The sequence below is a fragment of the Pseudoflavonifractor sp. 60 genome (assembly GCF_009911645.1).
Classification (GTDB): Bacteria; Bacillota; Clostridia; order Oscillospirales; family Oscillospiraceae; genus Lawsonibacter.
Map to the genome: position 1 here is coordinate 18,556 of NZ_QWKI01000169.1, position 11,875 is coordinate 30,430.

At 59.6% G+C, this 11,875-nt stretch carries 9 protein-coding genes; 8 read left to right on the forward strand and 1 reads right to left on the reverse strand.

Annotation, left to right across the window (positions count from 1 at the left end):
• Nucleotides 1-86 precede the first annotated feature (86 nt).
• The 5 genes from D1646_RS17280 to D1646_RS17300 all read left to right on the forward strand — a co-directional run bounded on the left by D1646_RS17280 (nt 87) and on the right by D1646_RS17300 (nt 7,102).
• Nucleotides 87-3,020: an acyl-CoA dehydratase activase gene (locus D1646_RS17280; RefSeq protein ID WP_160637659.1), complete on the forward strand. Its 2,934-nt coding sequence runs from the start codon at nt 87-89 to the stop codon at nt 3,018-3,020.
• Nucleotides 3,017-3,919 carry a hypothetical protein gene (locus D1646_RS17285; RefSeq protein ID WP_160637660.1) on the forward strand — a complete coding sequence of 301 codons (903 nt, stop codon included), beginning with the start codon at nt 3,017-3,019 and terminating at the stop codon, nt 3,917-3,919. Before D1646_RS17280 ends, D1646_RS17285 begins: the two co-directional genes overlap by 4 nt.
• A 16-nt stretch (nt 3,920-3,935) precedes the next feature.
• Nucleotides 3,936-5,270 (forward strand): 2-hydroxyacyl-CoA dehydratase, encoded by a 1,335-nt coding sequence (locus D1646_RS17290; protein ID WP_160637661.1) that lies wholly within the window; start codon nt 3,936-3,938, stop codon nt 5,268-5,270.
• Between the two features lie 19 nt (nt 5,271-5,289).
• On the forward strand, nt 5,290-5,790 hold the full coding sequence (locus D1646_RS17295) for a hypothetical protein (protein ID WP_160637662.1): 501 nt from the start codon (nt 5,290-5,292) through the stop codon (nt 5,788-5,790).
• A gap of 547 nt (nt 5,791-6,337) precedes the next feature.
• Complete coding sequence (locus tag D1646_RS17300) at nt 6,338-7,102, forward strand: hypothetical protein (RefSeq protein WP_160637663.1); 765 nt, start codon at nt 6,338-6,340, stop codon at nt 7,100-7,102.
• Nucleotides 7,103-7,141: 39 nt separating this feature from the next.
• On the opposite strand, the gene D1646_RS17305 is transcribed toward D1646_RS17300, so the two are convergent.
• The gene (locus D1646_RS17305; RefSeq protein ID WP_160637664.1) at nt 7,142-9,571 is read right to left on the reverse strand and encodes an ATP-dependent Clp protease ATP-binding subunit; all 2,430 of its coding nucleotides are present in this window, start codon (nt 9,569-9,571) and stop codon (nt 7,142-7,144) included.
• A 190-nt stretch (nt 9,572-9,761) separates the two neighbouring features.
• On the opposite strand from D1646_RS17305, the gene D1646_RS17310 reads away from it, so the two are divergent.
• The 3 genes from D1646_RS17310 to D1646_RS17320 all read left to right on the forward strand — a co-directional run bounded on the left by D1646_RS17310 (nt 9,762) and on the right by D1646_RS17320 (nt 11,853).
• Nucleotides 9,762-9,932, forward strand: a complete 171-nt coding sequence (locus D1646_RS17310) for a 4Fe-4S binding protein (RefSeq protein WP_160637665.1) — start codon at nt 9,762-9,764, stop codon at nt 9,930-9,932.
• 170 nt (nt 9,933-10,102) lie between these two features.
• Nucleotides 10,103-10,837: a hemolysin III family protein gene (locus D1646_RS17315; protein ID WP_160637666.1), complete on the forward strand. Its 735-nt coding sequence runs from the start codon at nt 10,103-10,105 to the stop codon at nt 10,835-10,837.
• 170 nt (nt 10,838-11,007) lie between these two features.
• A complete protein-coding gene (locus D1646_RS17320; RefSeq protein ID WP_160637667.1) occupies nt 11,008-11,853 on the forward strand; it encodes a tyrosine-type recombinase/integrase in 846 nt (281 codons plus the stop codon).
• The last annotated feature ends 22 nt before the right edge of the window (nt 11,854-11,875 follow it).

Genomic DNA, 11,875 nt, shown 5'->3' on the forward strand with positions numbered 1-11,875 from the left:
ATTGAACGTTGGGATTGGCTGCCGCCGGATGGCATTGCGGCGGACCGGACCATCCCGATTTACTCCTGAAAGGTAAGGTATTTCCTATGAGTCTGCGCGTGGGCATTGACATTGGCTCCACTACCGTGAAGGTGGTGGTGCTGGACGAACAGAATCAGCTGCTCTTCCGCTCCTACGAGCGGCACTTCTCCAAGACCAGAGAGCGGGCGCTGGAGACCCTGAACTCCATCCAGGACATGCTCTCCGGGCGGGAGATCAAGGCCACCATCACCGGCTCCGCAGGGCTGGGAGTGGCTAACGCCGCAGGTATCGACTTTGTCCAGGAGGTCTACGCCACCGCCGCCGCCGTGAACACCTACATCCCGGACACCGACGCGGTGATTGAGCTGGGGGGCGAGGACGCCAAAATCATCTTCTTCGGCGGCGCCCTGGAGGAGCGGATGAACGGCTCCTGCGCCGGGGGCACCGGGGCCTTTATCGACCAGATGGCAACTCTGATGAACGTCACTGTCAGCGAGCTGGACCAACTGTCCCTGAGACACGAGAAGATATACCCCATCGCCTCCCGCTGCGGGGTCTTTGCCAAGAGTGACATTCAGCCCATCCTCAACCAGGGGGGACGGAAGGAGGATGTGGCCGCCTCCATCTTCCAGGCGGTGGTGGACCAGACGGTGGCCGGCCTCACCCAGGGGCGGGAGCTGAAGGGGAAGATCGTCTTCCTGGGCGGGCCCCTCCACTTTCTGACGGGGCTGCGGGAGCGGTTTGTGGACACTTTGAAGCTGGATGCTGACCACGCTGTCTTTCCCGAGGACGGGGACTGTTTTGCCGCCCTGGGGGCCGCTCTGTGCGCCGCCGACTATCCCTCTGCCCCCTTCGAGGCGGTGATGAAAAAGCTGGAGGACAGCGCTCAAGCTACCACGGTGGTGGACACCATGCCCCCTCTGTTTACCAGCCAGAAGGAATATGAGGTGTTTTTAGACCGGCACAACGCCAGCCATCCCCCGGAGGCGGATATCAAGACTTATTCCGGCCCCGCCTATTTGGGGATTGACGCCGGCTCCACCACCACTAAGCTGGCCCTCATTGACCCTGCGGGGGGGCTGCTGTATACCTACTATCACTCCAACCTGGGCAACCCGGTGTCCATTGTGCTGGAACAGCTGCGGGAAATTTACCGGCTGTGCGGGGAGCGGGTCCAAATCAAGGGGGCCGCCGTCACCGGCTACGGGGAGGACCTGATTCAAAACGCATTCTCCTGCGATTTGGGCCTGGTGGAGACCATGGCCCACTATAAGGCCGCCGCCCATTTCCAGCCCCAGGTGGATTTTATTATTGATATCGGCGGCCAGGACATGAAGTGTTTTAAGATCCGCAACGGAGCGGTGGACTCCATCATGCTTAACGAGGCCTGCTCCTCCGGCTGCGGCTCCTTTATCGAAACCTTTGCCAAAGCCCTGGGTTACAACATCGCCGACTTTGCCAGGCTGGGCCTGCTGACCCGGAAGCCGGTCAATCTAGGCTCCCGGTGTACCGTCTTTATGAACTCCAGCGTGAAGCAGGCCCAGAAGGACGGGGCCAGCGTGGAGGACATCTCCGCCGGGCTGTCCACCTCCATCGTGAAAAATGCCATCTACAAGGTGATTCGGGCGGCCTCCGCCGACGACCTGGGCCAGCATATTGTGGTCCAGGGGGGCACCTTCCTCAACGACGCAGTGCTCCGGGCCTTTGAGCAGGAGATTGGCCGGGAGGTGACCCGCCCGGTGATTGCCGGCATTATGGGGGCCTTCGGCGCGGCGCTGGCGGCCCGGGACCTGGGACTGGACAAGTCCTCCCTGCTGGACGCCAAGGCCCTGGAGCACTTTGCCCACACCGCCAAGCCCGCCACCTGCGGACTGTGTACCAACCACTGCTCGCTGACGGTGAACTCCTTTGACGGCGGACGGCGCTTCATCTCGGGCAACCGCTGCTCCCGCCCCCTGGGGGAGGAGCCCAGCCGCCAGCCCGACCTGATGCGGTACAAATACGACAAGCTCCGCGCCCTCCAGGGCAGGGGGAGGGGCGACGGCTCCCGAGGAACAATCGGCATCCCCTTCGGGCTGAATATGTACGAAAACCTGCCCTTCTGGTTTGAGCTGTTTACCCAGCTCAACTTTGAGGTGGTCCTCTCCCCGGAGTCCTCCCGGAAAATTTACCTCAAGGGCCAGCGCACCATCCCCTCCGATACGGTGTGCTACCCCGCCAAGCTCCTCCACGGCCATGTGGAGGCCCTGGTGGAGGCGGGGGTGGACGCCATCTGGTACCCCTGTATGTCCTACAACAACGACGAGGGCATTGGGGACAACCACTACAACTGCCCTGTGGTGGCCTACTACCCGGAGCTGCTGGCTGCCAATGTCCCGGCCCTGAAACAGACCCGGTTCCTGGACCCCTATGTGGGCATGTGGCGGCACAAGGATTTTGAGAAGCGTTTTTCTGTGCTGATGCAGAAGGAGTTTGCCATTCCCCGGCGGGAGACCAAGGGGGCGGTGGAGTGTGCTTACCGGGCCTACGAGAGCTACATCCAGGACGTTCGGGAGACGGGCCGGAAGTATATCGAACAGGCCCGGGAGTCGGGGCGAAACATTGTGGTGGCCTGCGGGCGGCCCTACCACATCGACCCGGAGATCAACCACGGCATCAACGATCTGATCACCTCTTTCGGCCTGGTGCTGGTCACCGAGGACACCCTCAGTGCTCTGGAGGGCTACGCCCCCAGGAAGGTGCTCAATCAGTGGACCTTCCAGAGTCGGATGTACAACGCCGCCCGGTACGTGTGTACCCAGCCGGATATGCAGGTGGTGCAGCTGGTATCGTTTGGCTGCGGCACCGACGCCATCACCACCGACGAGATGCGTTCCATTTTGGAAGAGGGCGGCAAGCTGTACACTCAGCTGAAAATCGACGACATCAGCAACCTGGGGGCGGTGAAGATCCGCATTCGATCCCTCATCGCCGCCATGGAAGCGAGGAGAGAACAATGAACGAGACAGTTTCCAAAATTTTGGAGGAGCTGAACTCCTTTCCCCTCCACTTTGCCTTTGCCTATACCGAGCAGAACAGCCGGGGAGAGGACATTTTGGTCTTCACCTGCCGGGAGCTGCCCCTCCGGGATTTTATCTACATCCCCGGCAAAAAGGGCATGACCCTGGGCTGGGATACCAAACAGTGCCCCCTGGCCCCGGCGGTTCTGGCGGAGTTCCGCCGGTATTATGAGGAGGAGGCCAACTGGAAAGTCAAGGAGATTTTAGAGGATATCGCCCTCTACCAGAAAAAGCTGGCGGGGGAGCTGTCTGACAAGGAGCGGGGCGAGTGGGAGCAGGCCCTGGGCTGGGCGGAGGAGGCCCTGGAGGAGGCGCGGGCGAAGGTCCAGACCTGGGAGGACTATCTCCGGGACCTGCTGGACGAGCTGGACGCCTCCACCTCTCCTCTGCGCACCGCCGACATCCCGCCCATGCTGGCCGAGCGGTGGGCCTGGAGCACGCCGGAGGAGATCGAGCCTCCCTTTGATCTGCCCACCGAGGACGAGTGGGAGTATCTCTGCTCCGGCGGGGTCCACACCCTCTTCCCCTGGGGGGACACCCTGGAACTGGAGCCGATTTACAATGAGACCTTTGACAAGGACACCAAAAACGCCTTTGGCCTGGTGATTGGAAACGGCAGCCGGGCGGAGCGGGTGTCCGGTTCCCGCTGGCGGCTGAAGGGGGACGACGGCGGCTGCTTCCTGTGCGGCGGCGAGGGGGACCGGGCGGCTTTCGCCTACTCCCCCTACTTCCAGTACGGCATTCCCCGCTATCCCGGGGAACCGGACGAGGAGTTGGAGGCGGAGATGTCCAAACGCTGGCGCCGGCGCATTCTGCGCCTAACTCCGCCTGAAAATTGAAAGGAGCTTTTTCAATATGGCAAAACTGGTCTATGACGACACCGGGCGGCTGCTGTTCACCAAGGAGATGAAGGAGGAGTACACCCTTCTCATGCCCCAGATGCTGCCCGTCCACTTCGGCATGATGAAAAAGCTGCTGGAGTGCGAGGGCTACAAGGTGGATATGCTCACCACAAACCACCGGGGGATTGTGGATGAAGGCTTGAAGTACGTCCACAACGACACCTGTTACCCCGCCCTGCTGGTCATCGGCCAGCTCATCGACGCGGTGAAGCATGGAGGCTACGACCCCCACAAGGTGGGCCTGCTTATCACCCAGACCGGCGGCGGCTGCCGGGCCAGCAACTACATCCACCTGCTGCGTAAGGCTCTGGAGAAGGCGGATATGGCCTACATCCCGGTGGTGTCGGTGAATCTGTCCGGGCTGGAGAAAAACCCTGGCTTCTCCCTGACCCTGCCCTTTGTTCGCAAGGCGGTGTACGCCATGATGTACGGGGATATTATCGTCAACGTGGCCAACCAGGTCCGCCCCTATGAGGTCACCGCCGGCGACGCCGACGCTATGATTGACCACTGGTCCCAGAAGCTGGTGGACGGCTTTCAGGCCGGGAAGGGCATGAGCCGCCGGCAGATGCGGGCTAACTTCGATGCCATCTGCGCTGACTTTGCCGCTATCCCCGTGGCGGGGGAGCCCAAGATCCGCGTGGGCGTGGTGGGGGAGATCTATGTAAAATTTGCCCCCCTGGGCAACAATAACCTGGAAAAATTCCTCCTGTCCGAGGGGGTGGAGCCGGTGGTCCCCGGGCTCACCGACTTCATTATCTTCAAGATCTACAACCGGGTTGCCGATGTGAACCTGTACGGCGGCCTGTGGCTGAAAAAGTTCGGCTGCCAAGTGTTTATGAGGTATATTGAGGCCTGCCAGCGGGACATGATTCAGGCTCTGGAGTACTCCGGCCGCTTCCGTGCCCCCGGCACCTTCCAGGATCTGCACCGCATGGTCCAGGGCTACCTGGGGGACGGCAACAAAATGGGGGAGGGCTGGCTGCTCACCGCTGAGATGCTGGAGCTGATCCACTCGGGAACGGGCAACATCGTCTGTACCCAGCCCTTCGGCTGCCTGCCCAACCATATCGTGGGCAAGGGGATGATCCGCAAGCTGAAGGACGACTACCCCGACAGCAACATTGTAGCCATTGACTATGACCCGGGGGCAACCCCCATTAATCAGGAGAACCGCATTAAGCTGATGCTGGCCAACGCCAAGGGGCTGGCCCGGCAGGAGTCCGCCCGTCCCCGGGAGGAGCTCCGCCAGGAGCGGGAGCCCCAGCTGGCCCATGCCAATATCTGAAATTGAGGAGGAGATTACCATGGGACGAGACCATTTTGCGGAGGACCCGGCGGCGGAATATCTGGTGTTTGACAACCTGCCCTTCAAGCTGGCGGCCGCTCAGAAGCTGATGTACGAGCAGAAGCTGCTGGGGGAGAAGTATCGGGGCGGGGACGAGTACTTTCAGCGCTACAGCGATGTGGAGGAGGTCTCAGAAGAGGAGTCCATCGCCCGGCTCAAGCCCTACATTGAGCGGGGAAATCAGTTTTTTCAGGGGCTGAAGATCCCCGCCGCCCTGGCCAGCACGATCACGGAGCTCTATGTGGGGGAGGAGATGGAGATTTATTTCCAAATCAACCCCCAGTGGCTGGATTTTGATGAGATTTTTGAAGCGGACTTTGATATCACCGCCGTCAGCGAGCGGGAGGTGAAGCAGTTCCCCAACCTCAAATCGGTCACCTTCAATATGTACCATACCCCGCCGGAGAAGCTGGTGAAGCAGCTGAGGGGCCTGGGCCTTGAGGTGACAGTGGCAGACTGAACAGGACGCCCGCCGGAGCAGAGAAGCTCCAGCGGGCGTTTTTCCTGCGGTTTTTGTGGAAGCGTGGTATCATCTGTTTGTGGCCCTTCCACCTTGTAATGCCGCAGGAGCACACAAGCGGCGCGAGAGCGGGGGATTGCCCCTGAAAGCACCATCTTCTACCTAAAATTTCAAGTAGAATCAGTGCCTGTAAGTCAATCCCCACCGGCTTCGCCGGAGCCCCTTTTCAAAGGGGCCAGGCCGCCTGCGGGCGGGACGAGGGATGGGCCCCTTGCGAAGCAGGGCCACAAACAAAGCGGCAGGCTAGGGTCATCCCACCCTACAAAAGATACTTTACGAATTAAAGTGACATTACACCAATTTTACCTGCACCTGATCCCCCTGGGCGGAGATGTGCAGGGTAATCTCCTTTTTCAGCTGGCCCACACAAATATCTAAAACAGGTGCCCGCTGGCCAAACCGGAGGGTATTTTAATTTGATTTGCAGGAATTTGACATATATGGTAGAATAATAGACATAACTTTTACCTTCCGAGGTGACAGCAAAATGGAATTAACAAGTGCCCAAGAGACCATCAAAGAGATATTGTTAACTCCTATCGTATGCGATAAACACATTAGAGGAATTTCTTTCAGAAACGGTGTAGTCTATTCAGGACAGAGATATTACAGTGCCCCTGATCCAGATATGTCAGATTTTGCAGTTGGGTTTTATAAAGCTATATACAACAAAAAATTTCCGCCTTTCGCTCAAAATGGATGTTTTCTTGACGGTAAAAACAACTTTTTCGACATAAATTTTGCTGGAGACACGATGAATAGTTTTGCCACAATATCAAATTTGTATGCACCGACTTTGCAGTGGTGTGAAACAATATGGAACTATTTCCATCAATACCCTTGCCTTGCAAATTTTTGGGTCATACCAAAGATTTATGGGAGAGGAGACAAAAATCATAAAGGTATCATAAGTAAAAAATGCAACAGGTACGACGCGATTGACATATTTCTAGAAAAGGTCAGAAATATATGGAACGGAAGGATGGACTTGCCTTCAGTGGACGAAACTGTCGACTATTGGGGGTTATTTAAAGATTTTGATGACTTCTGTGAAGTACATTGTCTCGATTATGAAATAATCCCTGATATTCAATTGAATTGTGAAAAAACAAAATATCTCTATCGAAAGAGAGCTGCTGTAGAGTTAACGGAACAAGCCATGAAATCTATTGAGCAACGTGCAAAGAGCATTGCTCATAAACACTATAATGATTTGTGGACTTACTTCAAGGAATTAGGCCTGATATCATAAACAAGCGGCCGTCCACGGTGGCCGACCGCCCGTTTGCGTTTACACCAATTTTACCTGCACCTGGTCCCCCTGGGCGGAGACGCGCAGGGTATCCCCCTTTTTCAGCTGGCCGTTGAGCATCAGGTCGGCGGCGGGGTCCTCCACCAGGGAAGCGATAGCCCGGCGGAGGGGACGTGCGCCGTACTCCCGGCTGCTCCCCTTGCCGGCCAGCAGGGAGACGGCCTCCTCCTCCACCGCCATAGCGACGCCCAGCTTGTCCAGCCGCTTCTGGGTCTCGGACAGCAGCTGGCGGGTTATGGCATTCAGGGTTGCGCCATCCAGGGGGTGGAAGACCAGGGCGGCGTCCAGGCGGTTGAGGAACTCCGGGGCGAAGGTGTTCCCCGCGTCGGAGAGCACCGCCCGCTCCAGCTCCTCCCGCTCCGCCTCCCCGCCGGAGGTGAAGCCCAGCCTTCTCCCCTTGGCAAAGCGCTGGGCCCCCAGGTTGGAGGTCATCACCAGCACCGTGTTTCGAAAGTCGGTCTTCCTGCCCTGGGCGTCGGTAAGGACTCCCTCCTCCATCACCTGGAGGAGAATGGACCAGATATCCCGGTGGGCCTTCTCCAACTCATCCAGCAGCACCACCGACCAGGGGCGGCGGCGTACCCGCTCGGTGAGCTGCCCCCCCTCCTCGTGGCCCACGTAGCCCGGAGGAGAACCGATGAGGCGGGAGACAGTGTGGGCCTCCATATACTCGGACATATCAAAGCGCAGCAGGGACTCCTCGCTGCCGAAGAGGGCGGCGGCCAGAGACCGGCACAACTGGGTCTTGCCCACGCCGCTGGGGCCCAGCAGCAGGAAGCAGCCCACCGGCCTGCGGGGGTCCTTCAGTCCCAGGCGGCCCCGGCGAATGGCCTTTACCACCGCGTCCACCGCCCTGTCCTGGCCCAGAAGGCGGCAGCGCAGAGATTTGTCCAAAGTTGCCAGAGCCTGTCTGTCCGCCTCGTCCGGATCGCTGATGGGGACCCCCATCCACTGGGACAGCACCGCCTGAATGTGGTGGGGCTCTACGGCGAACTGGCCCTGGCCCGACTGCCACTTCTGCCGCTCCTCCTCCAGCTCCCGCTTAAAGTCCCGCTCCACATTGCGGAGAATGGCGGCCTGCTCAAAGTCCTGGCGGCGCACTGCGTCGCTGAGCTGACGGCTGGCCTGGGACACCCGGCCCTCCAGCCGCTGGAGCTCTGGGGGCAGGGCCTTCCCGGACAGCCGGGCCTGGGCCGCCGCCTCGTCCACCAGGTCGATGGCCTTGTCGGGGAGGAAGCGCTGGGGCAGATAGCGGCAGGACAGGTCCACCGCCGCCTCCAGGGCGCTGTCCGAGATGATCAGGTGGTGATGGGCCTCGTACCGCCCCCGGAGGCCCTGTAAAATCTCCAAGGTCTCCGCCCGGCTGGGCTCGCTGACAGTGACGGGCTGAAAGCGGCGCTCCAGAGCGGCGTCCTTCTCGATATACTTGCGGTACTCGTCGATGGTGGTGGCCCCGATCACCTGGAGCTCTCCCCGGCTGAGGGCGGGTTTCAGGATGTTGGCGGCGTCAATGGCCCCCTCGGCACTGCCCGCTCCCACGATGGTGTGGAGCTCATCGATGAACAGGATGATGTTCCCCGCCCGGCGCACCTCCCCCATGATGTGCTTTAGCTTTTCCTCAAATTCCCCCCGGTACTTGGTCCCCGCCACCATGGCGGACAGGTCCAGGGCATAGAGGCGCTTGTTCAGCAGGTGCTGAGGGGCGGTGCCGTCGGCGATGGCGGTGGCCAGTCCCTCGATGACGGCGGTCTTGCCAACCCCCGGCTCGCCGATGAGGGCGGGATTGTTCTTTGTGCGGCGGGAGAGGATCTGGATGACCCGGTCCAGCTCCTTCTGGCGGCCAATCACCGGGTCCAGACGGCCCTCCGCGGCCATACGGGTCAAGTCCCGGGCACACTGGTCCAGCTGACGGGTGTCCCGGTCGTTACGGGATTCCGGCTCCCGGGGGCGTGGCTTGGGGAGGGGGGCCTCCTCGCCGCCCAGGGAGGCGCACACCGTGCGGTACAGCTCATCGCCATTTACCCCGCAGTGGGCCAGCAGCTGGGAGGCCCCGCAGCCCTTGGTGCGCAGCAGGCCCAGCAGCAGGTGCTCAGAGTTCACCGCCTGCTGGCCCAGACGGCGGCTCTCCGCCACGGCCCCCTGTATGGCGGCGCAGCAGTTTGGGGTCAGGCCCTGAAAGCTGGATTTGGCGGGGACGCCCGTTCCCACCCGCTGGGCAATGGCGGCGCGCAGGCACCGGCTGTCCGCCCCCGCTTTGCGCAGGGCCATTGCGGCGGGACTGAACTCCTGACCAGCCAGCCCCAGCAGCAGGTGCTCACTGCCCACGTAGCTGTGGCCCAGGCGGGCGGCGTTCTGCTGGGCCAGACGGATAGCGCCCAGGGCGGTGGATGTGAATTGGCTTTCTGCCATGGTAAAATCACCTCGGAATCAAGTCTTTTTACCATCATGCCCCGGTTGGCCCCAATTTAGACGGGAAAAGATGACGGAACTGGGGGAGCTTGGTGCCTATATATTTTTTGACTTCCCCAAAAATTAAGCATTGCATTTTTCTGAATTTGTGGTAGAATGGGGATACCATTTTAATGGAGGTGTACATACTATGGCCTATGTTATCAGTGACGCTTGCATCAGCTGCGGTTCCTGCGCTGATGGCTGCCCTGTGGGCGCGATCTCCCAGGGCGATTCCCAGTACGTCATCGACGCCGGCGCCTGCATCGACTGCGGTTCCTGCGCTGGTACCTGCCCCATGGGCGCGATTGCTCAGGGCTGATCCTGGAAAAAGCAGCGCTGGTTCGTCCGGCGCTGTTTTTTATGATATAATATAGTTTTCAATATTATATTTGGTGATATTTCATATTGATTATTTGGGCGGAATGGAGTATACTATTCTCTAGTGATGAAGAATGCAAAAGCCGTCTCCTCTAGAAAGGAGTGAATCCAATGCGTACCAACACATTAACTGTCCATTCTGCCGCCCCCTCTGTGCTGAATTTGAAGAAGCCCCGCCGCAGGGGAGAGGTTCGGGACCCCTACGACGGCCTGCGTCCCTGGTCCGCCATCACCCATGGGGCGGGCGCGGTGCTGGCGGTGGCGGGGACCGCCGTGCTGCTGGTTCGGTCCGCCCTGCTGGGCAAGTGGCTGTTGTTTGGGCTCTTCGCCGTCTACGGGCTGTCTATGATCTGTCTGTACACTGCCAGCACTCTGTACCACTGCCTCAACCTCTCCATCCCCGGGCGGCTGGCTCTGCGGAAGTATGACCACTGTTCCATCTACCTGCTCATTGCCGGAAGCTATACCCCGCTGTGCTTCACCGTCCTGCGGCAGTCGGGGGGCGTGCCCCTGGGAATTGCTGTGTGGACCCTGGCGGCGGCGGGGATGGTGCTCACCGTTGCCAGACTGGCCATCCCCCGGTGGCTCACCAGTGCCATTTACCTGTTTATGGGCTGGCTGGCCATCTTCGCCATTGTCCCCATTTACCATGCTCTCCCTGCGGTCGGCTTCTTCTGGCTGCTGGCCGGAGGTCTGCTGTATACTGTGGGTGGTGTGCTCTATGCGGTGAAGTGGCCAGGCCGGGACAACCCTCGGTTCGGGTGCCACGAGATCTTCCATGTGTTCATCCTTTTGGGCAGTATTGCCCACTTTGTGATGATGGACCAGGTAGTGCTCTGGCTGTAAAAGCCAACTAACCGATTATAAAATAGCCTCCTTCTGTGCCCAAATACACAGAGGGAGGCTTTTTTATGGCGATTTTTGGAAAATGTCGAATTTTCCCGAAAAAATGTGATATACTCCCATGTCAAAGAAGGCAGACCGTCTTCTGGAGCAGATGAGAAAGGAGAAAGGCGATGAAGGAGCACAGACTGAGAGAGGAGCAGGTGGTATTTTTTGCCGACCACCTCCGGGCCGAGGAGCGGGCGGCTGCCACCATTGAGAAGTACCTGCGGGATATCCGGTCCTTTGTGGGGTGGTTGAATGGAGAGACGGTGACCAAGGAGACCGTGACCCAGTGGAAGACCGCTTTGCTGGCCCAGGGGCTTGCGCCGGCAACAGTGAACGCCAAGCTGTCCGCCGTCAACGGACTGTTCCGTTTTTTGGGCTGGGAGGAGTGCAGAGTTAAGTTTTTGAAGGTCCAGCGGAGGATTTTCCGGGAGGCCTCCCGGCAGCTGGCCCGGGGGGAGTATGTCCGTCTGATGGAGGCGGCCCGGCGGAAGAAGGAGGAGTGGCTGGCGCTGGTGATGGAAACCATCTGCGGCTCAGGCATCCGGGTATCCGAGCTGAGGTACATCACGGTGGAGGCGGTCCGGGCGGGACGGGCGAACGTGGCCCTCAAGGGCAAGATCCGCACCATCATACTCTCCGGCAAGCTGGCCCGAAAGCTGCTGAAATTTGCCAAGAAACAAAAAAGGTCCTCCGGCGCAATCTTCTGCACCGGGGACGGCATGGCGCTGACCCGGTTTCAGGTCTGGCGAGCCATGAAGGAGCTGTGCGGAGAGGCGAAGGTGGAGCCCAGCAAGGTTTTCCCCCACAATCTGCGCCACCTGTTTGCCTCCACTTTTTACCAGGCGACCCGGGATATTGTGAAGCTGGCAGATGTGCTGGGCCACAGTTCCATCAATACAACTCGCATCTACCTGCTGACGACTGGAGAGGAGCACGCGAGACAGCTGGACCGGCTGGGTTTGGTGAGCTAGAATCACAGAATTTATCTTGCGT